At 60.2% G+C, this 25,774-nt stretch carries 26 protein-coding genes and 3 pseudogenes; 18 read left to right on the top strand and 11 right to left on the bottom strand.

Translation table 11 applies throughout. The features are described from left to right. Nucleotides 1-18: 18 nt before the first annotated feature. The gene (locus AC1UK9_RS21200; RefSeq protein WP_482578437.1) at nt 19-1,002 is read left to right on the top strand and encodes a hypothetical protein; all 984 of its coding nucleotides are present in this window, start codon (nt 19-21) and stop codon (nt 1,000-1,002) included. A 3-nt stretch (nt 1,003-1,005) separates the two neighbouring features. Here AC1UK9_RS21200 and AC1UK9_RS21205 read toward each other — a convergent pair whose 3' ends face one another. From AC1UK9_RS21205 to AC1UK9_RS21220, 4 genes are all read right to left on the bottom strand, one after another. Beyond that, a complete protein-coding gene (locus AC1UK9_RS21205) occupies nt 1,006-2,142 on the bottom strand; it encodes a hypothetical protein (RefSeq protein ID WP_482578438.1) in 1,137 nt (378 codons plus the stop codon). Nucleotides 2,143-2,258: 116 nt separating this feature from the next. Continuing rightward, nucleotides 2,259-2,945 carry a DUF6933 domain-containing protein gene (locus AC1UK9_RS21210; protein WP_482578439.1) on the bottom strand — a complete coding sequence of 229 codons (687 nt, stop codon included), beginning with the start codon at nt 2,943-2,945 and terminating at the stop codon, nt 2,259-2,261. Nucleotides 2,946-2,978: 33 nt separating this feature from the next. Then, nucleotides 2,979-3,344 (bottom strand): hypothetical protein, encoded by a 366-nt coding sequence (locus tag AC1UK9_RS21215; protein ID WP_482578440.1) that lies wholly within the window; start codon nt 3,342-3,344, stop codon nt 2,979-2,981. Nucleotides 3,345-3,386: 42 nt separating this feature from the next. Further along, nucleotides 3,387-4,202, bottom strand: a complete 816-nt coding sequence (locus AC1UK9_RS21220; RefSeq protein ID WP_482578441.1) for a sulfite exporter TauE/SafE family protein — start codon at nt 4,200-4,202, stop codon at nt 3,387-3,389. A gap of 112 nt (nt 4,203-4,314) precedes the next feature. Between AC1UK9_RS21220 and AC1UK9_RS21225 the strand changes: the two genes are divergently transcribed. From AC1UK9_RS21225 to AC1UK9_RS21235, 3 genes and pseudogenes are all read left to right on the top strand, one after another. Then, the gene (locus AC1UK9_RS21225; protein ID WP_482578442.1) at nt 4,315-5,082 is read left to right on the top strand and encodes an AraC family transcriptional regulator; all 768 of its coding nucleotides are present in this window, start codon (nt 4,315-4,317) and stop codon (nt 5,080-5,082) included. Nucleotides 5,083-5,175: 93 nt separating this feature from the next. Next, on the top strand, nt 5,176-5,475 hold the full coding sequence (locus AC1UK9_RS21230; RefSeq protein WP_482578443.1) for a helix-turn-helix domain-containing protein: 300 nt from the start codon (nt 5,176-5,178) through the stop codon (nt 5,473-5,475). Then, a pseudogene (locus AC1UK9_RS21235) lies at nt 5,465-5,584 on the top strand (transcriptional regulator); the annotation flags it as partial. The gene AC1UK9_RS21230 and the pseudogene AC1UK9_RS21235, both read left to right, overlap by 11 nt. A gap of 11 nt (nt 5,585-5,595) precedes the next feature. On the opposite strand, the gene AC1UK9_RS21240 reads toward AC1UK9_RS21235, so the two are convergent. Beyond that, the gene (locus AC1UK9_RS21240; RefSeq protein ID WP_482578444.1) at nt 5,596-6,651 is read right to left on the bottom strand and encodes an MBL fold metallo-hydrolase; all 1,056 of its coding nucleotides are present in this window, start codon (nt 6,649-6,651) and stop codon (nt 5,596-5,598) included. A gap of 216 nt (nt 6,652-6,867) precedes the next feature. Here AC1UK9_RS21240 and AC1UK9_RS21245 point away from each other — a divergent pair, with 216 nt between their 5' ends. From AC1UK9_RS21245 to AC1UK9_RS21265, 5 genes and pseudogenes are all read left to right on the top strand, one after another. Beyond that, nucleotides 6,868-7,476, top strand: a complete 609-nt coding sequence (locus AC1UK9_RS21245) for a TetR/AcrR family transcriptional regulator (protein WP_025112884.1) — start codon at nt 6,868-6,870, stop codon at nt 7,474-7,476. Nucleotides 7,477-7,610: 134 nt separating this feature from the next. Next, nucleotides 7,611-8,705, top strand: coding sequence for a diguanylate cyclase (locus AC1UK9_RS21250; protein ID WP_482578445.1), 1,095 nt, complete (start codon nt 7,611-7,613; stop codon nt 8,703-8,705). Between the two features lie 274 nt (nt 8,706-8,979). After that, nucleotides 8,980-9,615: pseudogene (locus AC1UK9_RS21255) on the top strand (PAS domain-containing protein); the annotation flags it as partial. A 156-nt stretch (nt 9,616-9,771) separates the two neighbouring features. Next, nucleotides 9,772-10,209: pseudogene (locus tag AC1UK9_RS21260) on the top strand (methyl-accepting chemotaxis protein); the annotation flags it as partial. Nucleotides 10,210-10,370: 161 nt separating this feature from the next. Further along, nucleotides 10,371-10,904: a DUF1003 domain-containing protein gene (locus AC1UK9_RS21265; protein WP_025112881.1), complete on the top strand. Its 534-nt coding sequence runs from the start codon at nt 10,371-10,373 to the stop codon at nt 10,902-10,904. On the opposite strand, the gene AC1UK9_RS21270 is transcribed toward AC1UK9_RS21265, so the two are convergent. Next, nucleotides 10,905-11,846 carry a LysR family transcriptional regulator gene (locus tag AC1UK9_RS21270; protein ID WP_025112880.1) on the bottom strand — a complete coding sequence of 314 codons (942 nt, stop codon included), beginning with the start codon at nt 11,844-11,846 and terminating at the stop codon, nt 10,905-10,907. 75 nt (nt 11,847-11,921) lie between these two features. On the opposite strand from AC1UK9_RS21270, the gene AC1UK9_RS21275 reads away from it, so the two are divergent. Continuing rightward, nucleotides 11,922-12,623 carry a CTP synthase C-terminal region-related (seleno)protein gene (locus AC1UK9_RS21275; protein WP_482578446.1) on the top strand — a complete coding sequence of 234 codons (702 nt, stop codon included), beginning with the start codon at nt 11,922-11,924 and terminating at the stop codon, nt 12,621-12,623. Further along, nucleotides 12,620-12,934, top strand: a complete 315-nt coding sequence (locus AC1UK9_RS21280) for an antibiotic biosynthesis monooxygenase family protein (protein ID WP_025112878.1) — start codon at nt 12,620-12,622, stop codon at nt 12,932-12,934. The genes AC1UK9_RS21275 and AC1UK9_RS21280 overlap by 4 nt, the downstream gene beginning before the upstream one ends. 322 nt (nt 12,935-13,256) lie before the next feature. Here the strand turns inward: AC1UK9_RS21280 and AC1UK9_RS21285 are convergent, their stop codons facing one another. Further along, nucleotides 13,257-13,583: a DUF2025 family protein gene (locus AC1UK9_RS21285; RefSeq protein ID WP_482578447.1), complete on the bottom strand. Its 327-nt coding sequence runs from the start codon at nt 13,581-13,583 to the stop codon at nt 13,257-13,259. A 222-nt stretch (nt 13,584-13,805) separates the two neighbouring features. Here AC1UK9_RS21285 and AC1UK9_RS21290 point away from each other — a divergent pair, with 222 nt between their 5' ends. From AC1UK9_RS21290 to AC1UK9_RS21300, 3 genes are all read left to right on the top strand, one after another. Beyond that, nucleotides 13,806-14,933 (top strand): glycerophosphodiester phosphodiesterase, encoded by a 1,128-nt coding sequence (locus AC1UK9_RS21290; protein WP_482578448.1) that lies wholly within the window; start codon nt 13,806-13,808, stop codon nt 14,931-14,933. Nucleotides 14,934-15,071: 138 nt separating this feature from the next. Beyond that, nucleotides 15,072-15,377 carry a PepSY domain-containing protein gene (locus AC1UK9_RS21295; protein WP_007963131.1) on the top strand — a complete coding sequence of 102 codons (306 nt, stop codon included), beginning with the start codon at nt 15,072-15,074 and terminating at the stop codon, nt 15,375-15,377. A gap of 160 nt (nt 15,378-15,537) precedes the next feature. Continuing rightward, nucleotides 15,538-16,713 carry a GAF domain-containing sensor histidine kinase gene (locus AC1UK9_RS21300; protein WP_473013339.1) on the top strand — a complete coding sequence of 392 codons (1,176 nt, stop codon included), beginning with the start codon at nt 15,538-15,540 and terminating at the stop codon, nt 16,711-16,713. A 50-nt stretch (nt 16,714-16,763) separates the two neighbouring features. Here AC1UK9_RS21300 and AC1UK9_RS21305 read toward each other — a convergent pair whose 3' ends face one another. Both AC1UK9_RS21305 and AC1UK9_RS21310 read right to left on the bottom strand, forming a co-directional pair. After that, on the bottom strand, nt 16,764-17,213 hold the full coding sequence (locus AC1UK9_RS21305; protein ID WP_482578450.1) for a hypothetical protein: 450 nt from the start codon (nt 17,211-17,213) through the stop codon (nt 16,764-16,766). Between the two features lie 109 nt (nt 17,214-17,322). Continuing rightward, complete coding sequence (locus AC1UK9_RS21310) at nt 17,323-18,945, bottom strand: methyl-accepting chemotaxis protein (RefSeq protein ID WP_482578451.1); 1,623 nt, start codon at nt 18,943-18,945, stop codon at nt 17,323-17,325. A 276-nt stretch (nt 18,946-19,221) separates the two neighbouring features. Here AC1UK9_RS21310 and AC1UK9_RS21315 point away from each other — a divergent pair, with 276 nt between their 5' ends. Further along, nucleotides 19,222-20,244, top strand: a complete 1,023-nt coding sequence (locus AC1UK9_RS21315) for a transporter (protein ID WP_025112871.1) — start codon at nt 19,222-19,224, stop codon at nt 20,242-20,244. A gap of 251 nt (nt 20,245-20,495) precedes the next feature. Further along, nucleotides 20,496-22,109: an inorganic phosphate transporter gene (locus AC1UK9_RS21320; protein ID WP_482578452.1), complete on the top strand. Its 1,614-nt coding sequence runs from the start codon at nt 20,496-20,498 to the stop codon at nt 22,107-22,109. A 426-nt stretch (nt 22,110-22,535) separates the two neighbouring features. Here AC1UK9_RS21320 and AC1UK9_RS21325 read toward each other — a convergent pair whose 3' ends face one another. Beyond that, on the bottom strand, nt 22,536-23,432 hold the full coding sequence (locus AC1UK9_RS21325; RefSeq protein WP_482578453.1) for a LysR family transcriptional regulator: 897 nt from the start codon (nt 23,430-23,432) through the stop codon (nt 22,536-22,538). A 121-nt stretch (nt 23,433-23,553) separates the two neighbouring features. Here AC1UK9_RS21325 and AC1UK9_RS21330 point away from each other — a divergent pair, with 121 nt between their 5' ends. Further along, entirely contained in the window at nt 23,554-24,312 is a 759-nt protein-coding gene (locus tag AC1UK9_RS21330) for an SDR family NAD(P)-dependent oxidoreductase (protein ID WP_482578455.1), read from the top strand. Between the two features lie 42 nt (nt 24,313-24,354). Here AC1UK9_RS21330 and AC1UK9_RS21335 read toward each other — a convergent pair whose 3' ends face one another. After that, the gene (locus AC1UK9_RS21335) at nt 24,355-24,792 is read right to left on the bottom strand and encodes a multidrug/biocide efflux PACE transporter (RefSeq protein WP_025112867.1); all 438 of its coding nucleotides are present in this window, start codon (nt 24,790-24,792) and stop codon (nt 24,355-24,357) included. Nucleotides 24,793-24,881: 89 nt separating this feature from the next. Here AC1UK9_RS21335 and AC1UK9_RS21340 point away from each other — a divergent pair, with 89 nt between their 5' ends. Then, nucleotides 24,882-25,736 (top strand): LysR family transcriptional regulator, encoded by an 855-nt coding sequence (locus AC1UK9_RS21340; protein WP_482578456.1) that lies wholly within the window; start codon nt 24,882-24,884, stop codon nt 25,734-25,736. Nucleotides 25,737-25,774 lie beyond the last annotated feature (38 nt).

Below are 25,774 nucleotides of genomic sequence, written 5' to 3' on the forward strand. Positions count from 1 at the left end.
AAGGATCCGAGCCCCACCATGAAATTCGATCTCGCCTACTGCCTCAGCCTCGACGACAAACTGTCGATCTATGACGTTCGCGATCTCAATTTCGATGAGACGGTGGCGTTCGATTCGGCCAAGGAACACTTCCAGTGCCCCAACGATGCCTGTCGCTCAGCGTTCGAAGCTTCCAATGAGTTGGGCACGTTCAACGCCAAGAATGTGAACTACGTTCGAACGCCGCACTTCAAGAATCTGCCCACGACGCAGCATGTGGCGGGTTGTCCATATGTGAGTTTGAAGACTTCCGCGTCGGGGATTGAGACGGCGGATGGTGAGGTGGATGACGGGCGGGAGGAGCATTTTCCGTCGGAGTTGTTGCTGGCGCGGCGTGAATATGTGCGCAAGCCTGCTGCGCCTGCGGGGGCGGCGGATGTGTTGCGGGATGATCCGGTGCGGGTGGCGCAGGTGAGTTCCAAGGAGTCGCCGGGGCGTGAGACGGCGCCGGACAAGACCAGTGTGTTTGCGCATCCGGTGGAGTGTTTTGTGTCGAACTTCGCCGACAAGGAGTTGCTCAAGCGTATGCCGCTGAAGATCGGCGAGCACACGGCGCCTTATGGGTCGTTCTTCAAGAAAATCGAGTATCTGACGGACAACAAGGGGCTGATTTACTGGGGCAAGATCAAGGAGATCAAGGATTACACCCAGAGTTTTCGCATCGATTTCGAGCACAAGGTCTGGTTCAAGCAGGCGGATGAGGCGAAGAAGAAGCCGTATTCGGTGAACGTGTACTTGAGCAAGAAGTTGATCGACAACTACCGCAAGCGCAAGGCGTTTCTGGAAGAGATCAAGCACGCGATCGACAGTGACAAGGAGTTGTTCTGTTTCTTCTATGGCGTGACGCCGGAGTTGAAGCAGGTGCCGAGCAAGAAGAACCCCGAACAGACGTTCGGGGTGTTCAGTGCCAACATCGAGAACCTGGATCACTTCATTGTGCGGGAAGCGCCGGGGTTGGCGTGACGCTTAGCCTTTGGGCAATTGCAGTTTCGCTTCACCACGGTGCTGGTTGACCAGCGAGTACGGCAGCACCGACCAATCAGGGTCGTCGCAGTTACGTTGGTAACGGGCGAAGTAAGCCCCCAGGTAAATGCCCTTCGGCGTGAAGTGCCAGTTGGAATAACCCCAGACACTTTCATCGGTGTAATCGCAGCTGCCGTCGTCTTCGGCGGGCTTCTTCATTTCTTCGGGGTACAGCGTGGTGAACTGTTTGACCAGCCAAGGCGCCATGACTTTCATCTGATCGTATTCGGTGGCCGCGCTATTGGGTTCACCAATCCACAGTACATCTTTTAGTTTCAACAACTCGCCAGTGTGGACATCCAGGTTGATCGGCGAGCTGCCGAAGTCCGGATGGGCACCGCCGCAGCTGTAACCGGTGGAGATGTCCAGGCTGACCACGTCGGGCGAGAGAAACTCAGGGGCGGCACCTTGATCGAACTCGGCGTATTCCCCACCATCCATCATGCAGCGGTGATAGTCGATAACCTCCGTCCAGAGTCGTCCGAGCAAGTGGTCGTTGATGCGCTGCTGCTCTTCTTGCGTGTAGCCGGACTCGACACTGAACAACAATATCTTCGACTCAGGCTCCGTCCACCATTGCAGGTCGTAGCCCATGAAGTTTTCTTTCTTCCCCGGTTTGAGCTTGAGCCCCTGTAAGCGCAAATACTCGTAGGGTTCGCTCTTTGGCAAAGTGGCAATAAAGGGCAACGTCGTTGCAGTTGGCGCGGGAAGTTTGGCTTCGGTCAGTTGCACCGGCAGCTTCTTGCCCTTGGGATTTTGCCATTCCCCCTGCCAACCGTTGGCGGTGGACTTAAGTTTCAAAGTCGGCAGCGGCTTGTCATCGCCATAACGGTTGTTACCTTCAACAAGGTTCAACGTGCTGTCTTGCTGCGAGCCGCTGAGTTCCAGGTCGCGGTGATACTTCTCATAGAAGTAGCGGCCGGTGACTTCGTCCTGCTGCGTGGTGTTGAGCTCCAGCACAATCGGCATCTTGCCCAACGTACCGGTGAACACACGCCGGCCATCTTCGGCATGGGCGGTGGAAATCAGTGTGAACAGCGCCGCAGCGTATGGCGCCAGGCGCAGCAGTCCCTTGAGCATGGATCGATCCCTGAGTGAGTCGGAGGTTGCGCCGTTATGTATAGATCGGCGCAGGTCAGTTTCGCGGCGGATTATGGCGGGGACTTTCTCAGGAATCGAGTGCGACACCAAAAACTTCAGCGCTGCAGCGATTCTTCAAAAGCACTAATCTCCTGTTTCGCCTTTCTGCGCCGTTTTAAAGCGGCGCGAATGTCTGCTTCATCCACTGAGCAATACTGACGCAACCAGTGAGCAATCATTTCTTTATCCGGCCAGAAACACTCTTTTTGGCCTTTACTTCTGGGCGTGTCGTTCATCTGCGCATCGAAGCCAATGGCGGCCCGTTCGCCCTGCGGTAAACACCCCCACTCCGCTGCACAATTCTGAAAAAACCAGGCAATCTCATCGATGTGTTTTTGCGCACTGCGATGGCTACGTCGATAAAACCTGTGTTCGCGACGGGCCTCCTCCACTCGCTGCGGCATGATGCCAGCATCGACCCAGTTCATGAGGTCGTGATTGATCGCATCGCGCATTAATCCTTCACGCCAACGGTCAGCAAACCAGGCAACAAAACCTTCAGTGTCAGCCTTCTTGGCATCGGCAAAGATCATGCAATAACGAGTTTCCACGTGGATGACGAACAGTACATGCTTACGCTGCACGGTTATGGCGTGTACCAGCCACTGCTCGACGAAAGGGGCGTGCTCATCATCCTCAATAACTGATGACGGTGGTTCAGGATCTACCGGCGTGAGCTTTTTGCCTTTATGCACATGGCTAAAGAACTTACTGGCGGCCTCGGTACAATTGAAGATCAACATCTGGGCTCTCAGCTAAATACGGGTCAATGACACTCAGAAGTCATATTTGCGTTCTTCGGCCCATTCAATTTCATAAGGCTGGCGAACGGCGCCTGAAATACGATCCCGCATATCTTCACTGAGCGCTGACAATTCCGCGTCGGTCAGCAAGTCATGCGCGACCATCAACATCAGAGGCAGCATTACGTTTGAGCGACTCATCCGACCATCGAATACCGCTGCCATATCCTTGTCTCGACTTCGAATCATGCGATAGAGCGTCAGGTAGCGGGCGTGCGCTGACAGCGTACTGTTTTGAGCGACGATCTGGGTCTCCGCCAGTACGCCTTGGCAAAATCGATCCAGCGCCAACTTGCGCAGCTCCTTGAATGTCTTCCAGTCACTTTCCAAGATCGCCATATTTCCTCCGCGAAGCAATTTTGAGTGGAGCCGGGGAAGGCCTCATCTTATAGACATGCCCAGCAAAACAAGAATCAGCAATCCAATATAGACCCAAGCATGCACCCGATCAGGTATCCGCCCGATCCACGGCGTGGCCAATCGAATCCCGACCAACGACCCCAACGTCAGCACCGCAAACGCTAGCAAATCCACATACCCGACAAACCACGCCCCCAGATTCGTCTCGCTGAAACCGGCCAGCGCCATGTAAGTCAGTGTCCCGGCCACTGCCACCGGCACGCTTAACGGGTTCGCCATGGACGTGGCCTGGGACATGCTCAGCCCGCAACGGCGCAGGAGCGGCACGGTCATGACGCTGCCTCCTACGCCGAGGAACGTGGCGATGGCGCCGATGCCTACACCGCCGCCGGACGTTTCTGTATTTCCGAGTCGACGTGGGATGACGCCTTCCGTGCGTGTGAGGAATCCGCGTCTGATCAAGCAATCGATGATGGTCACGCCAAGGTAGGCGATGAAGGCGTAGCGAATGATGTCACCGCTGACCCACACCGCTGCCATCGCGCCGATGATCGCGCCCAGGGCGATGAAGCCTCCTAACGGCCACAGATAATGGCGGATCAGGTTGCCGGCACGGCGGTGTTTGTCGGTGGCGATCAGGGCGTTGACGATCATCACGCACGTCGAGGTGGCGACGGCGATGTGCATCGCTGATTGGCTGATGGGGTCGTCGGTGCCGTGGCTGGCGGTGAGCATGCGATAAAGCAGCGGCACGACGACAAAGCCGCCGCCGAAACCGAAGAGCACGGCGGTAATGCCGGTCAGGCAGCCGAAGAGAGTCAGCAGGAGGTAGAGCATGGCGCGTCTTCCGGTGGTGGGAAGCTATCGACGATAGAGCGACATGGCTTGGCCTGCTTCAGCAACTCAGCCAATAATGTTCGCGTTCACGCCAACGACCGGGAAACGCTCGATGCGCAATGTCTCAATCAATCTGCTGGATGACACGCCGCGCCCGGTGGTGGCGATCGGTACGGATTATTCCCACGGCCATCTGTTGCCATTTCATACGCATCGACGGGCGCAATTGCTATACGGCGCGACCGGGGTGATGCAGGTTCGCACCCATGACGGTAATTGGGTGGTGCCGCCGCAGCGGGCGGTATGGATTCCGCCGGGGGTGGCGCATGAGGTGTTGATGCTGGGGGTGAGCACGCGCAGCTTGTACATCGAGCCGGGGACGGTGGATTTGGGGCAGCGTTGCCAAGTGATCAGCGTTTCGCCGTTGATGCGGCACTTGTTGATGGAAGCGGTAGAAGTGCCGCTGACCTATGAACTCGCCGGGCGCGACGGCGTGCTGATCGACTTGCTGCTGCATGAACTGGCGCGCAGTGCGCCCCTGCCCTTGCACATTCCGCTGCCGACTGACGGAAAGCTCCTGTCTTTGTGTCAGACCTTTCTGCATCAACCGAACGCCCATCAATCGCCGCAACACTGGGCCGAGCAGTTGCACATAAGCTTGCGCACCTTCAACAGACTGTTTCGGCAACAGACCGGGCTGAGCTTCAGCCAATGGCGGCAGCAGGCCTGCGTGGTGCTGGCACTGGCACGTCTGGCAGCCGGTGAAGCGGTGACGCGGATCGCCCTGGACTTCGGCTACGAAAGCCCGGCGGCGTTCTCGACGATGTTTCGGCGCATCCTCGGGCAGGCACCGTCCGTCTGGTTGGAGGCGGCGAACTAGGGCAAATCAAAAAATGCGTTTGATCCCGGCCGAAAACAACTGTACAAAAACACAGTACATTTTCAATCAGCACTCTTGAGCCCGGAGCACACCATGGCCTCTCTTGCGATGAACCACATCCTCGAACGCATTGCCCTTTTCCAGTTCACCCCGACGCACTGCGTCCAGGCCCGAGCGATGCTGGGCTGGAGCGTGGAACAGCTGTCGCGCGAAGCGGAGGTTGCCGTGGACAACATTCAGCGGTTTGAAGCGCAGCAGGACGTTTCGGATGCGGCGCGGCTGGCGCTGGCTTATCGGTTTGAGGCGCAGGGGCTGGTGTTCTTTCCCGGGTTTGCGCCGGGGCGATCGGTGAGTGCCATGAACTCAGCGTCGGAGCCACTGGGGCATCAGTGAAGCCAAGATGATGGAGTGCCTCTCCCATCTTGGACGAGACGTGCAGATCGTTGTGAAAGCGGCCCCCCGATCACGGAAGGAGGGCCGAATTGAAGTGGTGTTCGCTTAACCTGAAATTCGTTAAGCGTTCTGCACCACCCCTTCACTCTCCCCTTCAACCGCCAACCACCACGCTTCACCACGTTGCGGCTGCATCAGGTTGAACGCCTCCCCCATCTGCGGCGTAGTAATCGAAACACTGCGCTCCCACGCCAGCGACAGAATCCGGTCAAACGGTTCATGCCAGGCGTGCATCGCCAGGTCGAAGGTGCCGTTGTGGATCGGGAATAGCCAGCGGCCCTTGAGGTCGATGTGGGCTTGCAGGGTTTCTTCCGGTTGCATGTGCACGTGTGGCCATTCGACATTGTACGCGCCGGTTTCCATCAGGGTCAGGTCGAACGGGCCGTACTGTTCGCCAATGCGCTTGAAGCCGTCGAAGTAACCGCTGTCGCCGCTGAAGAAGATCCGCGTGTCACCGTCGATCATCACCCACGAGGCCCACAGGGTGCTGTTGCCGTCGAACAGGCCACGACCGGAGAAGTGCTGCGACGGCGTGGCGACGAAGCGGATGCCGGCGATTTCGGTACCTTGCCACCAGTCGTACTGGCGGACTTTGCTGGCGTCGATGCCCCATTTGATCAAGGTGTCGCCGACGCCCAGTGGGGTCAGGAAGTAGTTGGTCTTGGCGGCCAGTTTAAGCACCGCTTCATAATCGAGGTGGTCGTAGTGATTGTGCGACAGGATCACCGCTTCAATCGGCGGTAGCTGGTCGATGCTGATCGGCGGCTGGTGGAAGCGTTTCGGGCCGGCCCATTGCACCGGTGAAGCGCGCTCGGCGAAGACCGGATCGGTGATCCAGAACTTGTCGCGCATCTTCAGCAGCAAGGTCGAGTGCCCGAGGCGGTAGACGCTGTGGTTCGGCGCTGCCAGCAGGTCTTCACGCGTCAACGGTTGCACCGGGATCGCGGCGGCCGGTCGGGTATTGCGCGGCTTGTGGAAGATCATGTTCCACATGATCCGCAGCATCTTGCGAAAACCTTCGCGTTGCACCGGGGCATGGTTACGGAATAGCCCTTGATCCTGGCGAGAGGCTTCAGGCGTGGAAGTTTGATCCGCAGAGAGCACTGGATTGGCCATGACTGAATGACTCCAGAAAAACCGCGCAATTCACGGTTTTTCACGGTGGGACGATAAATGGCCAAGGCACGCACGCATCAGCCGAACTTTCTGGTTTTTAGGTTGCGAGGATTAACGCAACATTACACTGGTCGGTGTAGTTTCTAGGTTGCATCAAACGCGGCGACAAGTAAACTGCCAAGTGTAATTTCACCTTTTTTCTGCCGAAGCGTACTTATGACAGCTCCAAAGCGCCTTACCGACCGCAAACGCGAAGCCATCATCCAGGCGGCGATTGCCGAATTCCGTGCCAACGGTTTCGAGATCACCAGCATGGACAAGATCGCGGCCACCGCCGGGGTGTCGAAGCGCACGGTGTATAACCACTTCCCGAGCAAGGAAGAGCTGTTCGCCGAAATTCTCAACCAACTCTGGGCACGCATCACCGCCGAGCAGGCCGTGACCTATCGCGCGGATCAGCCGCTGCGCGAGCAACTGCAGCAGATGCTGTTGGCTAAATTGCAGATGATGGCCGATGACAATTTCCTCGGTCTGGCCCGGGTGGCGATTGCCGCCACCATCCATTCCCCGGAGCGCGCGCAGGACATGGTGGCGCGCATGGGCGAACGGGAAGAAGGCCTGACAGTGTGGATTCGCGCTGCTCAGGCGGATGGCCGGCTGAAAGCCGTTGACGCGGAGTTCGCCGCACAGCAGTTGCAAGGACTGCTGAAGTCGTTCGGTTTCTGGCCACAGATTTCCATGGGCCAGCCACCACTGGATGCGGCAACCCGGAAAGCCGTGGCCGAGTCGGCACTGGAGATGTTTCTGGCGCGATACCAGCGCTAAACCGCCTCTCTCCTGCGCCCGCCACGATTAAATGGCTCGAAAGGACACTGATCATTCCCGCTGGAATAAATGACAATGTGCGCAATTGACCGACGGACGGTCGACCTGAAATAAATACTGCAAAGTATTTCAGGATGAATCTGGCGCAGGACATCATGGAAAACCAACGCGGCAAAGGCTTGTCATTCGCCAGACGCATCTATCTGCCAAGGGCCATCGGTCTGGGCGTCGGCTTTTTCAGCGTCGCGGCAGCGCTGTATCCGCTGCACATGCCGTCCTGGCTCTGGGCGCTGCTGGTGTTCAACGGTTTTGTCTGGCCACATCTGGCTTATCAGGTGTCAACGCACTCGACCTTCCCCTACCACGCCGAACGTCGCAACCTGTTGTACGACTCGTTATGCGGTGGCTTCTGGACTGCGTGTTTTCAGTTCAACCCGCTGACCACCGTGACCATTCTGTCGATGATGACCATGAACAACGTCGCCGCCGGTGGACGTCGACTGTTCCTGTTCGGCGCCCTCGCCCAACTCGCCGGCGTACTGCTGGGCTGGGCAGTCTTCGGGTTCAAGTTCAGCCTGACCATGACGCAGATCCAGGTCTGGGCCTGCCTGCCGATGCTCACCCTGTATCCACTGGCGCTGGGTCTGGTCTCTTATCAACTGGCGATCAAACTTGCCCAGCACAAACGTGCGTTGAGCGCCCTCAGCCGTACCGACAGCCTCACCGGCCTGCTCAACCATGGCGCGTGGAAAGATCTGCTGCACAGCAAGTTCGAGCACTGCCAGCAGCGCCACACCCTGGATATTCTGGCGCTGATCGACATTGATCACTTCAAGTCCATCAACGACAACTACGGACACATCATCGGCGACGCGGTGCTGCGGCATCTGTCCCGCGCGCTCAAGCAACTGGCCGAAGGTGAACCGGCGGGCCGCTATGGGGGGGACGAGTTCTGCGTGATCCTGCCCGATCAGCCCCTGCACAAGGCCGAGGCACGGATGGAGCAACTGCGTCTGGCGTTGCATCAGTACCGTCATCCCGATGTGCCGGAACTGCGGGTCAGCCTGAGTATTGGCCTGGCGCGTTTTCAGCCGGCCTACAGCGATGCCGTCGCCTGGCTGGATGACGCCGACAAGGCGCTCTATACCGCCAAACACACGGGGCGCAACACGATCAGCGTGGCGCTGGGCCGTCCGAGCTCAAACGACGCCAGCCAATTCAGCCTTTGAAAAAACTGTAAACATGTTGGCTCGCACTTTCTTGTACAAGAACAATTAGTTTGTATAAGATCTGCTCGTCAGCCTGGATGCTGGCATTTTGAAGTCAACGGCCAATGCCTACCCTGCATTGGCTCTGGCAGCGCGGAAACAGGGACACAAACCTCGTCTTTCCCTACTTCCAGGTACTGCTCACATGTTTTTCAATCGCCACCAGTCCGCCCTCAATGACCTTCAACACACCATCACCCAACAGAACGGCTTGCTTGAAGCCATCAACCGCTCCATGGCGGTGATCGAGTTCGATCTGGACGGCGTGGTGCTAAGTGCCAATGACAATTTCCTCAGGACCACCGGCTACCGCGCCGAACAGGTGATTGGCCAGCCTCACCGGTGTTTCTGCACCCCGGCATTTGGCCGCAGCGCGCAATACACCGAGCTGTGGTCGCGCCTGAAAAACGGCCAGTTCCAGTCCGGGACCTTCGAGCGGGTCAACAGTCAAGGCCAGCCGATCTGGCTGGAAGCCAGCTATAACCCGATCAAGGATGCATCGGGGCGGGTGGTCAAAGTGGTCAAGTACGCCATGGACGTGACGATCAAGGTGCAGCAGGAAAGCGAAGCCAACGCCAAGCTTCAGGCGATCGATCGGGCGATGGCGGTGATCGAATTCAACCTCGACGGCAGTATTCTCACGGCCAACCAGAATTTTCTGACGCGCATGGGTTACACCCTTGCTGAATTGAAGGGTAAACATCACCGGTTGTTCTGCCGCCCGGAACTGGTCAACAGCAGCGCCTACGAGGATTTCTGGCGGCGGCTGAATCAGGGGGAGCTGTTTCAAGGCCAGTTCGAACGCGTCGACAAACGCGGCCAGACCGTGTGGCTGGAGGCCAACTACAACCCGGTGTACGACGCCTCCGGACGCCTGTGCAAAGTGGTGAAATTCGCAACGGACGTCAGCGCCCGTGTCGAGCAGCACGAACAGGATGCACGCAGCGCCAGCGCGGCTTATCACATCTCCGTCGAGACCCGGAAAGTCGCCGAGCAAGGCACCCAGGTGATCCAGCAAGCGGCCAGCGAAATGCGTGAAATCGCTGACGACATCGCCCAGTCTTCTACGTTGATCGCGCAGCTCGGCGAACGCTCGGAGCAGATCACGGCGATCGTCAACACGATCCGCGCAATTGCCGACCAGACCAACCTGTTGGCGCTCAACGCGGCGATCGAGGCGGCGCGCGCCGGCGATCAGGGGCGCGGGTTTGCGGTGGTGGCGGACGAGGTGCGGCAACTGGCGGCGCGCACCAGCGGCTCGACGGCGGAGATTTCCAGCATGATCGGTCTGATCCAGAGCGAAACCCGCCAGGCGATCAAGAGCATGGAAGGCACCCGTGGCCGGGCGGCACAAGGCGTTGAACTGGCGGATCAGGCCGGCAGTGTGATTCTGCAGATCCGCGATGGCGCCAGCGAAGCGGTGCAGGCGGTGAGCATGTTTGCCAATGAGCGTGCACCTGGGTGATCGCTGTGTCGGGGTGTTAGACCGCGTCGCGGCCTTCGCGAGCAAGCCCGCTCAAACAGGGCAACGCACTCCAATGTAGGCGCGGGCTTGTTCGCGAAGGGGCCGCCAGCCTCGGCACAGGGCTATAGTGATCAATAGCCCTGAAGCCTGCCGAGTCCATCATGACCACAGAAAAACCCGAAACACCCGCCACTGCCCCCGTCGATCACCTGCGCTTCCATCGTCCCCACGCTCACCTGAACACCACGTTCGGCGACGACAAGTTCGCCCTGCGCGCCGAGGCATTCGCGCGATTCTTCGGCACGCCGACGTTTCTTGGCGCGCAAACCCTGATCGTACTGTTGTGGGTTTTACTCAACGTGACGGGCATCACCACGTTCGACGTGTACCCGTTCATTCTGCTGAACCTCGCGTTCAGCCTGCAATCGGCCTACGCCGCGCCGTTGATCCTGCTGGCACAAACTCGCCAGGCTGCGCGGGACAAGGCGCAAGCGGACGCCGACGCGCAACACCGTGAAGCGCTGGCGACGGCCAACAGCGAGCGCCAAGCGCAAGCGGCGAAGAACACCACGCAACTGCTTGAACTGTTGGAGCAGAACACCCGCCTCACCGAAATGACCAAGAGCCTGACCGAACGCATCGAGGGTTTGACGCGCGAGTTGCACGAGCACATGTGCCAGACCCGACAGCCCTGATCAGGGCAAACGCAGCGCCCGCCCCAGCTCGTCGAACAGCGTGACCACCGAGCGCAACGCCCGGCAGTCCGGGCGGGTCAGCAACCACAGCGCGGTGTCATAGCCGTGCAGCGGTTCGCTGAGGGCCTGCACCCCTTCGGTGATCAGAAAGTCCGGCAACGCCGCCACGCCGAGTCCGCCGCGCACCAGCTCGGTAACCGAGAGCATGCTGTTGCAGCGATAAGCCGGGATCACGCCGGGCAACTGCTGCCGGCGCCAGGCGACGGTCGGGTGATCCGGCAGAAACTCGTCCGGGGCGATCCAGGTCAGCGCCGCCAGATCCGTCGCATCAACGCTTTGCAGATAACGCGCACTGGCACAGACCCGATAGGAAATCTTCGCCAGTTGGCGTCCGACCAGATGCTCGGGCGGCGTGCGCGTCAGGCGCAGGGCGATGTCGGCATCGCGTCGGCTGAGGTTGGCGAAATCGTTGGAGGTGCTGAGTTCGATGGTCAGCGCCGGGTAGTTCGGCATGAACTGCGCCAGCGCCGGTAACAGCAGCCCTTGCAGCACCGAATCGGTACAGGTCAGGCGCACCGTGCCGCTGACCACTTCCCCACCCTGCTCGACACCGATCCGCGCCGCTTCCAGTGCCTGCTCGGCGCACTCGGCCTGCTCGGCCAGCGACTGCGCGAGCGTGGTCGGCAGGTAACCGGTGCGGCTCTTTTCGAACAACTGCTGACCCAGCGCCGACTCCAGACGCCGCACCGCGCGAAACACCGTCGACACGTCTACCCTGAGCAACTGCGAAGCCCGGGCCAGAGAGCCGCCGCGCACCAGAGCGAGAATCAACGTCAGATCCGGGTAGTCGAGTCGATAGTGCGTCGCTGCATTGATCACTTGGGGAAACGCCAATATTGAGTGCGTGAACGCCAATCTATAGTGAGCCCCATCAATCAACAACAGGCAATCACTGTGGCGAGGGAGCTGCCTCCCTCGCCACAAAAACACGCCGTATTATTCAATAAAGGAAATCCCATGGACGCCATTTCCATCGCCCTGATCGGCGATTACGACCCGCAAGTCACCGCCCACCAGGCGATCCCCGTCGCACTCGGGATGATCGCCGAGCAGACTGGCCGCGATGTGCAATTCCAATGGTTGCCCACCGAACACATCCACGCCGACACCGCGCTGGATCACTTCGACGGTTTCTGGTGTGTCCCGGCCAGTCCCTACAAAAGCGAAGCAGGCGCCTTGCGCGCGATTCGTTTTGCCCGCGAACAACAGCGCCCTTTCCTCGGCACCTGCGGTGGCTTTCAGCATGCGGTGCTGGAGTTTTCGCGCAATGTGCTGGGCTGGGCCGATGCCGAACATGGCGAGACGTCACCCGATTCGGAGCGAGCGGTGCTCACGCCGCTAACCTGTTCACTGGTGGAAGCGGTGGACAGTATTCATCTGGTCGCAGGTTCGTTGATCGCCAAAGCGTACGAAACGTCCGAGATTCATGAAGGCTATCACTGCCGGTTTGGCGTGAATCCGCAGTTTCAACAAGCGTTGCTGACCCATCGGCTACGCGCTGTCGGCCACGACTCGGCGGGCGACTTGCGCGCAATCGAATTGACCGACCATGTATTTTTTGTCGCCACGTTGTTCCAGCCGGAACGTGCGGCGCTCAAGGGTCAGGTGCCGCCGCTGGTGCGGGCGTTCGTCGAAGCCTGCGTGGAGCCGCGCCAATGAGACCGGACCCGACCTGTTTTGCGGTGATTTTCACCTCGACCCGCACCGAGGGTGACAACGGCTACGCGGCGGCGTCGGAGCGCATGATGGAGCTGGTCAGCCAGCAACCGGGATTTCTCGCAATTGATTCGATTCGCGGGGAAGACGGAGTCGGGATCACCATTTCGTATTGGGAGAGTGAAGCGGCGATTCTGGCCTGGCGCGAGCATCCCGAGCACCGGGTGATTCAGGCGCGTGGGCGGGCCGAGTGGTATTCGAAATTTCAGACGCGGGTGTGTCGGGTGGAGCGGGAGTATCGGTTCGGGCAGTGATGACTGCGGCGTACCGACTGGCCTCTTCGCGAGCAGGCTCGCTCCCACAGGTACGGCGTTTGGGCTGTGAGTCTGGTGGGGCTTGCACTGGCCTCTTCGCGAGCAAGCCCGCTCCCACAGGTACGGCGTTTGGGCTGTGAGTCTGGTGGGACTTGCACTGGCCTCTTCGCGAGCAGGCTCGCTCCCACAGGTACGGCGTTTGGGCTGTGAGTCTGGTGGGGTTGGCACTGGCCTCTCGCGAGTTGGCTCGCTCGCACAGGTAGAGCACAATTTGTGGGAGCGGGCTTGCTCGCGAAGAGGCCGCAGCAGCCACTACATAACTTCAGCCCTTCACCAGACTGCGCACCGCCACAATCTCCGGCACCTCAACCTTGCTCATGTACACCCGCAGCGGCTCGCTGATGTTGATCCGATCATCGATGTTCTGATCCAGCAGCAACTGAATCAGCTCACGCTTCAAGGTCATGGTCGCCTCAGAGGCCGCAGCCCAGACAAACTCGCTGGTGGGAATAATGCCGTCATCGGCCACGTCCATGCCGAACGAATCTTCGCTGAAACGCACGATGTACTGACCGGTCTTGCGGTTGAGGCCGACAAAGCCCTTGAGGTCGTCGGCCGCCTGGCAGATGAGTTGGGAAGTGATGCGCATGGTAAACCTCACGAAAAATCATCGATGGTTTACACGCAGGGCAAAACAATCGGCGCGCCCTCTGCCGGGGCGTCTGCCAGGGGCAAGCGTACTGCAAACAGCGCCACAAAAGTGCAGGAAAAATCGCTTTTAATACGTTTATGTCGGTCTGGCGATAGCACGCAATCGATTCAGTTGTTAAAAGGTACGTCTTTGAAAATGCCCTGCGAAAGGAACTCGAACATGCCCGCCAATTTCACCAAAAGCGCCCTCATGCTGAGCCTGATGCTCGGTCTCGGTCAGGCCCACGCCGCCGCCCAGACCAACATCGATGCGCTGGCCGCCGCTCACGGCATCCCGCATCCGGCGGTGATCGCCCACCGTGGCGCGTCCTTCGATGCACCGGAATCCACCGCCGCCTCCTACAAACTGGCCCGCGACCTCGGCGCCGATTACCTGGAAATGGACTTGCAGCGCAGCAAGGACGGTGTGCTGTTCGCCCTGCACGATAACAACCTGCAACGCACCACCGACGTCGCGACCAAATTCCCGGAGCGCAAGGACAGCCCGGCCACGGCCTTCACCATGGCCGAGCTGAAAACCCTCGACGCCGGCAGCTGGTACAACAAGACTTACCCGGATCGCGCGCGTCCGACCTACGCCGGGCTGAAAATCCTGACCCTGGACGAAATCATCGACATCGCCCAGGCCAACCCGAAACACAAGCCGGGCCTGTACATCGAAACCAAAGAACCGCAGCTGTTCCCCGGGATCGAGCACGACCTGAAAGAGAAGCTGCAGGATCGCGGCTGGCTGAGCCCGGCCGGTTCGAAACTGGCGAAGAGTGAGCTGGGCGTCGGCCAGGGCAAAGGCAAGGTGATCCTGCAGACCTTCGAGAAGAACAGCCTCGTACTGCTGCAAAAGGAAATGCCGCAGGTGCCGAAGATCCTGCTGCTGTGGGTCGGCGAAGGCAGCATCGAGCCGAAATCGGCAGTGACCTTTGCCGAGTCCGGCGAAAAAGACAAGAACGTGTTCTACGGCAAGCAGGAGCCGAAGTCCGAAGCCGAGTTCAAACAGTGGGTTGATTTCGCCAAGGCTCAGGGCGCCATCGGCACCGGCCCTTCGGCCAGGCTGACCAAGGGCGGCGACCAGAGCTATTCGGATCTGGTACAGCCGTGGATGAACCAGTACACCCACGATCAGGGCATGCTGGTGCACGTGTATACCGTCGATGAGCCGGTGGACTTCGAGAAAGTCATGGCGGCGGGTGTCGATGGCATCTTCACCAACCGCGCCAGCGAATTGTTGAAGTTCTACAAGCGCCCGGCCAGTGCCAGTGTTGATCAGGTGTTGAAGAACAACGGGTTCTGATCGGTCAAGCGGGTGGTCCGCATCGCGAGCAGGCTCACTCCTACAAGAGCCCTGCACGCGATGCGGGGTTTTAAGGGTGAATTAAGTTGCAGTGGTTAACCTGAGCCCACTTCAACGAACAACCCAAGGAATGACCCGATGAAAACTTTGACTGCCCTGTTTACCGCCGCTGCCCTGACACTGACCGCCGGCCTGGCCCAGGCTGACGTCCGCGTCGACCAGATCCCGCAACTGGTGAAGGAAGGCAAGATCAAGTCGCTGGAGTCGATGAACGCCGAGGCGCTGAAACTGCACCCGGGTGCGACCATCACCGACACCGATCTGGACAACCACTTCAACGGTTACGAGTACGAAGTCGAGCTGAAAACCGCCGATGGCAAAGAGTTCGACGTGGACTTCGATGCCACCACCGGCAAGGTCCTGAGCAACAAGCAAGACACCTGATACACCGCCGAAAAAGCCGCACGATCAAAGGATCGTGCGGCTTTTTTGCGTCTGGCCTCAGGCTAATCGCTTCAGCCGCGTAATCAATGCGCGCCAAGGCCCCGGCAGCCCGCTAGTATGGGCGCAGATCGATCAACGACAGCAGACGAGAGCGATGGGCATGGGGCAGACAGCGGCAGCAGACATCGCGACAATCGGCCGGATCAGCGCGGTTCCGGCGATCCTTCAGGTGATCCGCGAACTGACGGGCCTGCGTTTTGCCGCGGTGGCGCGGGTTACCGAGGATTCGTGGACCACCTGCGCGGTGCTCGATCAATTGGCGTTCGGCTTGCAGGTCGGCGGTGAACTGGACGTGGTCACCACGCTGTGCCACGAAATCCGTCAGTCGCATGTCTCGGTGGTGATCGACAAGGCCAGCGAAGACCCGCTCTACCGCGAGCATCACACCCCGCGCCTGTACAAATTCGAGAGCTACATTTCGGTCCCGGTGTTTCGCACCGACGGACGTTTCTTCGGCACCATCTGCGCCCTCGACCCGATTCCTGCGCAACTGAAATCCAGCACGATTCAAAGCACCATGGAGTCTTTCGCGCGGATGCTCGCGCTGCAGATCGAAGCCGAAGAAAACCTGCAACGCACCGAAACCGAGTTGCAGGCCGAACGGGAAAACAGTGAGCTGCGCGAACAGTTCATCGCCGTGCTCGGCCACGATTTGCGCAACCCGCTATTTGCCATCAGCGCCGGTGCCGAAATGCTCTTGCGCAAGCACCCGGACCCGGCCATCGACGTGCGCGTGCGCAACATTCTTGGCAGTGCGCAACGGGCGACGCGGCTGGTGGATGACGTGCTTGATTTCGCTCGCGGACGGTTGGGCAATGGCATTCCGGTGGATATCCAGCGCTGCGCGGACCTGACCGAAGCGGTGCAGCAGGTGGTGACAGAGATCCGCAACGTGCACCCGGAACGCACGATCAGCGCGTCCATTGGCGACTTGCAGGGTGTGCATTGTGACCGTGCCCGGATTGCCCAACTGCTGTCGAACTTGCTGGCCAATGCCGTGGCCCATGGCGACCCGGCGGGCGACATCGAAGTCATCGCTCAAGTCGAGCACGGTGCGTTGATGCTGGCGGTGAAAAACCAAGGGCATATTCCCGAAGCGATCCTGCCGCATCTGTTCCAGCCCTATTCACGCCCGGTCGGCAGCACGCCCCAGGCCGGCCTCGGTCTAGGTCTGTATATCGCCAGCCAGATTGCCCAGTCCCACGGCGGGCGCCTGCATGTCGCGTCCACCGCTCAAAGCGGCACGCTGTTCACCTTCAGCCTGCCCACCCCCTGAGACACACCACAGTTCCCTGCAGGCTCACTCCTACAAGGGGAACGTGATGTTCAGGCCGAAGTGCTGACCAGTGAGCCCGAGCTGCTCGAACCCGACTGCTGCAACGCCTGCAACAACGCCGCCGTCGCCGTCTGCAACGAAGCCGACGTGCTGGATATCTGCGACTCGGCGGACGCCACATCAGCTGCCTTGGCATCAGCGTCTTCCTGCTTGGCCTGGGCCGCCTGCAAAGCCTGTTGCTGTTCCTGCAGTTGCTTTTGCAGCTCGGCAATCTGCTTGCGCAGTTCTTTCACCGAATCCGATTCATCGCTGCTGTCGGAACTGCTGTCGCCCGCCGGCGCAGCGCCCCCACCGGCAGCGACTTTGCCGGTATCCGCGCTGACGCCGTTGCTGGCCGTGGCGGTGGTGCTGGAGGCGTCCTCGGTAGCGTCGCTGATTTTGGTTTTGCTGGTGGTGGTGCTGAGGGTCTGGTTGATTGAAACAGAGGTGATGCTGACCATGGGAAGGCTCCGATGCCGGTTATGAATAATCGGCCATCGGCGGCGCTCGCCCTGATTTGAGATCGACTGTGTACCGACTCGGTAACCGAATCGGTACACCCAGGCTCGATCAGGCGCTCAGGCGCGCGGTGACCTCATTGAGTTGCCCGGACAGGCCATGCAGGTTCTGGCTGGCGCTTTCGGTGCGCTGCACGCTGTTGAGGTTGGTGCTGGCAATCGAGGTGATCTCGGTCAGGTTGCGCGAGATGTCTTCGGCCACCGAGGTCTGCTCTTCGGCAGCGGTGGCGATCTGGCGGTTCATGTCGCGGATCGCTTCCACCGCATGGGTGATGCGCTCAAGCATGGCGCCGGCCTGGGTCACTTGCTCGACGCTTTCATCGCTGCGCGCCTGACCGCTTTCAATCGCGTGGGCAGCGTCCACCGCGCCGGTCTGCACGCTCTGAATGATCTGGTTGATCTCGATGATCGACTCCGCCGTGCGTTGCGCGAGGTTGCGCACCTCGTCGGCAACCACGGCAAAACCGCGTCCGGCCTCACCGGCCCGCGCCGCTTCAATCGCCGCATTGAGCGCCAGCAGGTTGGTCTGCTCGGCGATGCCGCGAATCACTTCCAGCACCTTGCCGATACGCCCGCTGTCAGCTTCCAGACGACGGATGACCGTGGCGGTGTTGGCGATTTCGCTGCGCATCTGGGTGATGGTATGGATGGTGCTCTGCATGACCGTTTCACCCTGCTGGGCGGACTGGTCGGCATCGTCGGCTGCGCGCGCCGCGTCCGCCGCGTGACGGGCGACTTCCTGGGCGGTAGCGGACATTTCGTTCATCGCCGTCGCCACCTGGTCTGTGCGGTTGAACTGCTCGTTGGTGCCGCCGGCCATGGTCGTGGCAATGGCGTTCAGCTCGCCGCTGGCGCTGTCCAGATCACTGGCGCTGCGTTGCAGGTGGGTGAATGTTTCGGCAAGGAAATCACGCAGGGTATTGGCGGCGGCCGCAAGGTTGCCCAACTCGTCCTGGCGGTTGTTGGCAACACGTTCGGCGAGGCGCCCGCGACTCAACTGGGTGACGTAATCGATCAGCTTGCGGATCGGTTCGATCAGGTTGCGGTTGACCAGCCACAGGCTCAAGAGACCGATCAGAAGCCCCGAGCCGAGCATCACCAGAATGCCCAGCAATACGGTGCTGTCGGCACTGGCGCTGATCTGCGCCGACTGTTCGTTGCCGTGCTTGCGCAGCTCGGCCACCAGTTCGCTCATCTGATCGCTGGTGGCACGGTCTACGCCTTTGACAGCGGTGTCGCCAGCGGTTGGATCGCCACCGGCCGCCACGTAGGCATCACGGCCTTTCTGGTAGGCGCTGCCCAGTTGACGGTGCTCGTCACGCAGGCGTTCGATGCGGCTTTTCAGCGCCGGCTCGATGCCTTTCTGGCCGGCCAGTTCACCGAGGATGTTCTGCACATCGCGCTGGCGATCTTCGAACTGGCTCCAGTATTTGGCCAGCTCCGCCGGTTGCTTGCCGCGCAGCAGGACGTTCTTCCATTCCTGTACCTGCACCTTGAATTGCAGGTTGGCCTCGTCGATCAACTGCGAGGTGTGCAAGGGACCTGCGATCAACTGGCTGTAGTTCTGCACGCCGTTGGACAGGAAATGAAAACAGGCCAGCGCGATCAACAACATCGCCAGCAGGCTGCCGCTCAGCAGGGCGAGAATTTGCGCTCTCAGGGATTTTTGCAGCATCGCAAGATACTCAGGACAGGGATGAGGCACGCCCGGTGAGGCGTGGAATTTTGCCGGACATCCGTGTCGGCGAGCCTTGGCTCATGGCCAAGCGCGCGCAACGTAACCTAAGCGTGATCGGCGCACCAGAGCGCTTCTTGAAGAAAATCCGACCGCCGGTAAGACATTGATCTGGCGTCATTTAGTCGTCACACAAGTGTCATATGCGCTTGCGATGATGCGGCTCAGTGAACCTGCCATTCCGCGACCGACGCGCCCTCCTCGCAGCGAGCCTCCATGAACCACAGCCTCGATATCAGTCATCGCGACCCTGACTTGTTCGGCCTGCTTTACGGTTTCCGTTTCCGCCCGGGCGAACGTGGCCGCGAAGTCGATTCGGCGACCGCCCTGCGCTGCCTGCAAGACGACAGCGACGGTGATGAATTCCTCTGGTTGCACCTGAACCTGGCCCACGCAGCGTGCGAACGCTGGATGAAAAGCCACCTGCAATTGCCCGAAGAATTTTTTGAAGCGTTGCACGAAGGTTCGCGTTCAACGCGCATCGAACACGTTGACTCGGCCTTGCTGGCGGTGGTCAACGACGTGGTGTTCAACCTCAGCAGCATGGTCTCCTCCGACGTGTCGACGCTGTGGGTCTGCGTGCGCAGCAAGTTGATCGTCAGCGCGCGCCTGCAACCGCTGCACTCGGTGGACAAACTGCGCTCGTCGGTGAAGGCCGGCGAATGCTTTCGCTCGCCGTCGGAACTGCTCGTGCACCTGTTGCGCGATCAGGGCGAAGTGCTGACACAAATCGTGCGCAAGACCAGCATGAGCGTCGACCAGGTGGAAGATGAATTGCTCTCCTCGCGCCTGTCGACCAACCGCGCCGAACTCGGCGCCAATCGCCGGGTGCTGGTGCGCCTGCAACGGCTGCTGGCGCTGGAGCCGGGGTCGTTGCTGCGCCTGCTCAACCGCCCGCCCCCGTGGCTGCAGAAGGAGGACGTCAAGGAGCTGCGCAAATCCACCGAGGAGTTCGCGCTGATCATCAACGACCTCACTGCCCTCGGTGAGCGGATCAAATTGCTTCAGGAAGAGATCGCCGCCAACCTCAACGAACAGAGCAACCGCACGCTGTTTACCCTGACGGTGGTGACGGTGCTGGCGCTGCCGATCAACATCATTGCCGGTTTCTTCGGCATGAACGTCGGCGGCGTACCGCTGGCGACGGATCCGGAGGGGTTCTGGATTCTGGTGGCGCTGGTGGTGACGTTTACCGTGATTGCCGGGCGCTGGGCATTTCGCAAGCGCGGGGATTATTGAGCCGCAAAATACTGTGCCCCAGCACAGTTCCCCTGTAGGAGTGAGCCTGCTCGCGATAGCGGTGTGTCAGACACAGCTGTTTTGAATGTGCCAACGTCATCGCGAGCAGGCTCACTCCTACAGGGGTTGGTCATTGCCCTTCAGATTAATGGTCAGACTAATACCGCAAACACTGACCTGCCGCAGTCTCTCTGTAATATTTAGCAACGATCATGACCGACACTCCTTCCCTCGCTCAGGATTGTCCGCTCATGGCTACTCCCTCCCTGACCGCCCACCAGGCGTCCGCCCCCAGCGGCCGGCCGGCCCTCGACAAGAAAACCAGCCCGTTTACCTACGTGATCTTTTTCGCGGTGCTCGCGATGGGGATGCTGTTCACCGCCTACAGCCTGATGCACGACATGCACGAACTTGGCACGGTGGTCACCACCTGGACCCCGTTCCTGCTGCTCGGTGTGGCGTTGCTGATTGCGCTGGGCTTCGAGTTCGTCAACGGTTTCCACGACACCGCCAACGCCGTGGCGACGGTGATCTACACCCACTCGTTGCCGCCGAATGTCGCGGTGGTCTGGTCGGGGTTCTTCAACTTCCTCGGGGTGCTGCTGTCCAGCGGCGCCGTGGCGTTCGGCATCATCGCCCTGCTGCCGGTGGAGTTGATTCTGCAGGTCGGTTCGTCCGCCGGTTTCGCGATGATCTTCGCCCTGCTGATCGCGGCGATCCTGTGGAACCTCGGCACCTGGTGGCTGGGTCTGCCGGCGTCGTCATCGCACACGTTGATCGGCTCGATCATCGGCGTAGGCGTCGCCAATGCCTTGATGCATGGGCGCGACGGCACCAGCGGCGTGGACTGGGCGCAAGCGACCAAGATCGGTTACGCCTTACTGCTGTCGCCGCTGGTAGGTTTCGGTTGTGCGGCGCTGTTGCTGCTGGCCCTGCGTGCGTTTGTGAAGAATCGCTCGCTGTACAAGGCACCGGAAGGCAACACCCCGCCACCGTGGTGGATTCGCGGCTTGCTGATCCTCACCTGCACCGGTGTGTCCTTCGCCCACGGCTCCAATGACGGCCAAAAAGGCATGGGCCTGATCATGTTGATTCTGGTCGGTACGCTGCCGATGGCGTACGCCTTGAACCGCACCATGCCCGAAGAACAATCGCTGCAGTTCGCCGCCGTCGCGCAAGTGACCCAGCAAGCGCTGGTGAAAAGTGCGCCGATGCCGGCACCCGCCGACCCACGCGCAGTGCTCTCCGATTACGTACGCAGCAAGGAAGCCACGCCGCAGTTGATCCCCGCCCTCGCCTCCCTCACCGGGCACATCGGCGAAGAAGTCAAAGGCTACGGCTCGTTGGCCAAAGTCCCGGCGCAAGCCATGGGCAACGTGCGTAACGACATGTACCTGGCCAGCGAAAGCATTCGCCTGATGGACAAGAACAAGGTCGGCAACTTCGACGCTGACACCAACGGCAAGCTGCAACTGTTCAAGCAGCAGATCGACAACGCCACGCGGTTCATTCCGCTGTGGGTCAAGATCGCCGTGGCCATCGCTCTGGGGCTGGGCACCATGGTCGGCTGGAAGCGGATTGTGGTGACGGTGGGTGAGAAGATCGGCAAGACCCACCTGACCTACGCCCAAGGCGCCTCGGCAGAAACCGTAGCGATGCTGACCATCGGCGCGGCGGACATGTTCGGCTTGCCAGTGTCGACCACCCACGTGCTGTCCTCGGGCGTGGCCGGGACCATGGTTGCCAATGGCGGTGGCTTGCAGATGAAGACCATCCGCAATCTGCTGATGGCGTGGGTGCTGACATTGCCGGCGGCGATTCTACTGTCGGGCAGCCTGTATTGGCTGTTCACCCAGATCTTTTGAACAACACGCCCCCCTGTGGGAGCGGGCTTGCTCGCGAAGGCGTCTAACCAGTCAGCTCAGTGTTGCCTGACACGCCCTCTTCGTGAGCAAGCCCACTCCCACCCTGGATACCGGCCAGCCCGAATACTTCACCTCCCCCCATCCCCTGTGGGAGCGAGCCTGCTCGCGAAGGCGTCTAACCAGTCAGCTCAGTGTTGCCTGACACGCCCTCTTCGTGAGCAAGCCCACTCCCACCCTGAATATCGGCCAGCTCCGGATATTTCATCCACCACCCATCCCCTGTGGGAGCGGGCTTGCTCGCGAAGGCGTCTAACCAGTCAGCTCAGTATTGCCTGACACGCCCTCTTCGTGAGCAAGCCCACTCCCACCCCGGATAGCGGCCAGCCCGAATACTTCACCACCTCCCACACTGGATCTCCATGGATTTTAGAGCTCCGAACGGATCAAATCGCCCAGCCAATCCATGAACACCCGCACCCGCAGTGGCAAGTGCCGTTGCCGCGCATACAGGATCGAAATCCCCATCGCCGGCGCGGTGTACTGCGGCAGCACGCTGACGATCTCGCCGCTGTCCAGATCGGCATTCATCCCGGTGCGTGGCACCTGAATCAGACCAAAACCGCCCAGGCACGCCAACTTGTAAGCATCGGTGCTGTTGACCGTCACGCTGCCGGCCATCGGCAATCGGTGAACCTGCCCGTCCTGCTCATACACAAACCCTTCCGAGCGCGAACCCAGTACGCCGACGTAATGCACCAGCCGATGTTGCGCCAGGTCTTCCAGTGTTTGCGGCACACCGTAACGCTCCAGATAAGCCGCACTCGCGCAGTTGATCATGGGCAGGTCGCCCAAGTGTCGCGCCGCCACCGTTTGATCGGGTTGTGCGCCAATGCGCACCACGCAATCGAAGCCTTCGCTCAGCAGGTCGACGCGGCGGTCGGTGCTGCTGATCTCCAGCTCCAGGTTGGGATGGCGATCCATGAACTCGGGCATCCTCGGCATGATCAACCGCCGCGACAGAATGCTTGGCATGTCGACACGAATGCGCCCGGTCAGCGAGGCCTCATCCTGACGAAACAAGCCTTCTATTTCGTCCATGTGCGAAAGCAGATCCTTGCTGCGTTCGTACAACACCAGGCCGTCCTGCGTCACTTGCACCTTGCGCGTGGTGCGTTGCAGCAGGCGCGTGCCGAGCAGAGTTTCCAGCGCCTGCACATGCTCGGACACCGTGGAGCGCGGCAGGCCGAGGTTTTCCCCGGCGAGGGTGAAACTCGATAACTCGCTGACCCGGACGAAGGTGCGCAGCAATTCCAGTTTGTTCATGAGCCACTCGCTGATTGTTCGACTGATCCGACCAGTGATTCCGGTTTTGCTCTGTTTATCACCTCAGGGCGGATAAATAAACTTCGTTCCATCACCACTCACCACCCATCGAGGACATCACATGAACCGCAAAATCGCATTGATCACCGGCGCCAGCCGTGGCTTGGGCAAGAACGCCGCCCTGCACCTCGCCGCTCAGGGCGTAGACATCATCGGCACTTACAACAGCCGTGCCGACGAAGCGCAGGCACTGGTGGTTGAACTGGAACAACTCGGCGCCAAAGCCGTGATGCTGCAACTGGATGTTGGCCGCAGTGAAACCTTCGCCGCGTTCGGCACGCAGGTCGAACAGGCGCTGCAACACACCTTCGAGCGCGAGCATTTCGATTTTCTGGTCAACAACGCCGGGTTCGGTCTGCATGCCAGTTTCACCGAGACCACCGTTGAGCAATTCGACATGCTGATGAACGTACACTTCAAAGGGCCGTTCTTCCTCACTCAGCAACTGCTGCCGCTGATGAACGACGGCGGGCGGATCATCAACATCTCCAGCGGGCTCGCGCGTTTCAGCATCCCGGGCGCCAGTGCTTATGCGGCGATGAAAGGTGCGATTGAAGTCCTGACCCGTTATCAGGCCAAAGAGTTGGGCGCACGGCAGATCACCGTGAATACCTTGGCGCCAGGTGCGATCGAAACCGACTTCGGCGGCGGCACCGTGCGCGACAATGCGGCTGTGAACGCGATGGTTGCCGAAAACACCGCGCTGGGCCGTGCCGGCAAGCCGGATGACATTGGTGGAGCCCTGTCGTTGCTGCTGTCGCCGGGGGCGCAGTGGATCAATGGTCAACGGGTTGAAGCGTCCGGCGGAATGTTCCTCTGAACGATCCTGTGGAGCTGCCGCCGGCAGCTCCACAGGGATGGGTCAGTTCGGGCAGGTGTGGCGGGTCATGAACCGCGCACGCACCACGTCATACCCCCAGTGATACACGTAGGTGTACGGCAGGAAAAACAGCAGTACGCCGATGTCGAGCAAGAACGCCTGCCACAGGCTGACCGACAGCCACCAGGCAATCAGTGGTACGCCCATCACGATCAACCCACCTTCAAACAGCAGCGCATGGACCACCCGCGTCCAGGCGTTATGGCCGATATTCAGGCGCTTGAGCGTCCGGTCGAAGAAACCGTTGAACACTACGTTCCAGGCCAGCGCCAGCATGGCGATCAACACCGTCACCGCGCCCATGTCGAGCAGCGGTTTGTCCATGATCCACGCCAGCAGCGGCGTGCAAATAAGGATCGCCAGAAACTCGAAACCGATGGCCTGAAAAATACGTTCAACAATGGATTTGTTAGCAGTCATCGCCTGACTCCTTGAGTGAAGATGGTTGCCATGATCCACTCTCGAACCGATACTTCATAACCAATAACCATCGATCAAGGCGATAGTTCATGGCTTCGCAGGAAGTGCTGCTGGCATTCGTTCAAGCAGCGACGCAGGGTTCGTTCTCGGCGGCGGCGCGCAAACTGGGGCGCAGCCAGTCAACCATCAGTGCGGCGGTGGCCAGCCTGGAGATCGACCTCGACCTGATCCTGTTCGACCGCAGCAGTCGCAAGCCGACCCTGACCCCGGCCGGCCACGTGATGCTGCAACGGGCCGAGGCGATTCTGGCGGCCACCAGTCGTCTGGAAATGACCGCCCGGCAGCTGAGCCAAGGCGTCGAACCGAAGCTCACCGTGGCGATTTCCGATACCTACCAATCGGCGCGCTTCGAAGCGGCACTGGTCGACTTCGAGCAGCGTTATCCGGACCTGGAACTGGAATGTCTGATCGCCGAGTGCGACGACCTGATCGAACTGGTCCAGCGTGGCCGCGCGCACCTGGCCTTCGCCGAAATGCGCGACAGCTATCCACCGGATCTGGTGACTTCGACGGTCGCCGAACGCACCGACATCGCGCTGTTCGTCAAACGTGATCATGTGCTGACCGGCGTCGAACATGTCGACCAGCCAGTGCTGGAGCAGCATCGGGAATTGCGCCTGGCGACCATCGTCAATCCGTACGACAGTCGTGCAAAGGGCCGCGTGTGGTCGGCGCCGAGTTACCTGATGCTGATGGAAATGGCGGAAATGGGTTTCGGCTGGGCGGCGCTGCCACGCTGGCTGGTGGGACGTTTCGGCAACGATACGCTGGTGGAATTGACGGTGCGCGGCTGGCCGCGGCCGGTGTATGTCGATGCGTTGTGGTCGCGGATTTACCCGCCAGGGCCGGCGGGGAGCTGGTTGCTGAGCAAGATGCTGGAATAGCGGTGCGCCTCTTCGCGAGCAGGCTCGCTCACACATTG

The sequence above is a fragment of the Pseudomonas sp. AK-TSAG1-1 genome, assembly GCF_056821665.1.

What these genes read in the sequence shown, in the direction of transcription:
- AC1UK9_RS21295 (WP_007963131.1), top strand. Translation starts at nt 15,072, where the DNA reads ATGAAAACTTTGACTGCCCTGTTTACCGCCGCTGCCCTGACACTGACC.
- AC1UK9_RS21310 (WP_482578451.1), bottom strand. Translation starts at nt 18,945, where the DNA reads ATGCTGCAAAAATCCCTGAGAGCGCAAATTCTCGCCCTGCTGAGCGGC.
- AC1UK9_RS21330 (WP_482578455.1), top strand. Translation starts at nt 23,554, where the DNA reads ATGAACCGCAAAATCGCATTGATCACCGGCGCCAGCCGTGGCTTGGGC.
- AC1UK9_RS21205 (WP_482578438.1), bottom strand. Translation starts at nt 2,142, where the DNA reads ATGCTCAAGGGACTGCTGCGCCTGGCGCCATACGCTGCGGCGCTGTTC.
- AC1UK9_RS21285 (WP_482578447.1), bottom strand. Translation starts at nt 13,583, where the DNA reads ATGCGCATCACTTCCCAACTCATCTGCCAGGCGGCCGACGACCTCAAG.
- AC1UK9_RS21245 (WP_025112884.1), top strand. Translation starts at nt 6,868, where the DNA reads ATGACAGCTCCAAAGCGCCTTACCGACCGCAAACGCGAAGCCATCATC.
- AC1UK9_RS21250 (WP_482578445.1), top strand. Translation starts at nt 7,611, where the DNA reads ATGAATCTGGCGCAGGACATCATGGAAAACCAACGCGGCAAAGGCTTG.
- AC1UK9_RS21300 (WP_473013339.1), top strand. Translation starts at nt 15,538, where the DNA reads ATGGGGCAGACAGCGGCAGCAGACATCGCGACAATCGGCCGGATCAGC.
- AC1UK9_RS21335 (WP_025112867.1), bottom strand. Translation starts at nt 24,792, where the DNA reads ATGACTGCTAACAAATCCATTGTTGAACGTATTTTTCAGGCCATCGGT.
- AC1UK9_RS21200 (WP_482578437.1), top strand. Translation starts at nt 19, where the DNA reads ATGAAATTCGATCTCGCCTACTGCCTCAGCCTCGACGACAAACTGTCG.
- AC1UK9_RS21315 (WP_025112871.1), top strand. Translation starts at nt 19,222, where the DNA reads ATGAACCACAGCCTCGATATCAGTCATCGCGACCCTGACTTGTTCGGC.
- AC1UK9_RS21325 (WP_482578453.1), bottom strand. Translation starts at nt 23,432, where the DNA reads ATGAACAAACTGGAATTGCTGCGCACCTTCGTCCGGGTCAGCGAGTTA.
- AC1UK9_RS21225 (WP_482578442.1), top strand. Translation starts at nt 4,315, where the DNA reads ATGCGCAATGTCTCAATCAATCTGCTGGATGACACGCCGCGCCCGGTG.
- AC1UK9_RS21340 (WP_482578456.1), top strand. Translation starts at nt 24,882, where the DNA reads ATGGCTTCGCAGGAAGTGCTGCTGGCATTCGTTCAAGCAGCGACGCAG.
- AC1UK9_RS21280 (WP_025112878.1), top strand. Translation starts at nt 12,620, where the DNA reads ATGAGACCGGACCCGACCTGTTTTGCGGTGATTTTCACCTCGACCCGC.
- AC1UK9_RS21305 (WP_482578450.1), bottom strand. Translation starts at nt 17,213, where the DNA reads ATGGTCAGCATCACCTCTGTTTCAATCAACCAGACCCTCAGCACCACC.
- AC1UK9_RS21210 (WP_482578439.1), bottom strand. Translation starts at nt 2,945, where the DNA reads ATGTTGATCTTCAATTGTACCGAGGCCGCCAGTAAGTTCTTTAGCCAT.
- AC1UK9_RS21265 (WP_025112881.1), top strand. Translation starts at nt 10,371, where the DNA reads ATGACCACAGAAAAACCCGAAACACCCGCCACTGCCCCCGTCGATCAC.
- AC1UK9_RS21240 (WP_482578444.1), bottom strand. Translation starts at nt 6,651, where the DNA reads ATGGCCAATCCAGTGCTCTCTGCGGATCAAACTTCCACGCCTGAAGCC.
- AC1UK9_RS21230 (WP_482578443.1), top strand. Translation starts at nt 5,176, where the DNA reads ATGGCCTCTCTTGCGATGAACCACATCCTCGAACGCATTGCCCTTTTC.
- AC1UK9_RS21275 (WP_482578446.1), top strand. Translation starts at nt 11,922, where the DNA reads ATGGACGCCATTTCCATCGCCCTGATCGGCGATTACGACCCGCAAGTC.
- AC1UK9_RS21215 (WP_482578440.1), bottom strand. Translation starts at nt 3,344, where the DNA reads ATGGCGATCTTGGAAAGTGACTGGAAGACATTCAAGGAGCTGCGCAAG.
- AC1UK9_RS21320 (WP_482578452.1), top strand. Translation starts at nt 20,496, where the DNA reads ATGGCTACTCCCTCCCTGACCGCCCACCAGGCGTCCGCCCCCAGCGGC.
- AC1UK9_RS21290 (WP_482578448.1), top strand. Translation starts at nt 13,806, where the DNA reads ATGCCCGCCAATTTCACCAAAAGCGCCCTCATGCTGAGCCTGATGCTC.
- AC1UK9_RS21220 (WP_482578441.1), bottom strand. Translation starts at nt 4,202, where the DNA reads ATGCTCTACCTCCTGCTGACTCTCTTCGGCTGCCTGACCGGCATTACC.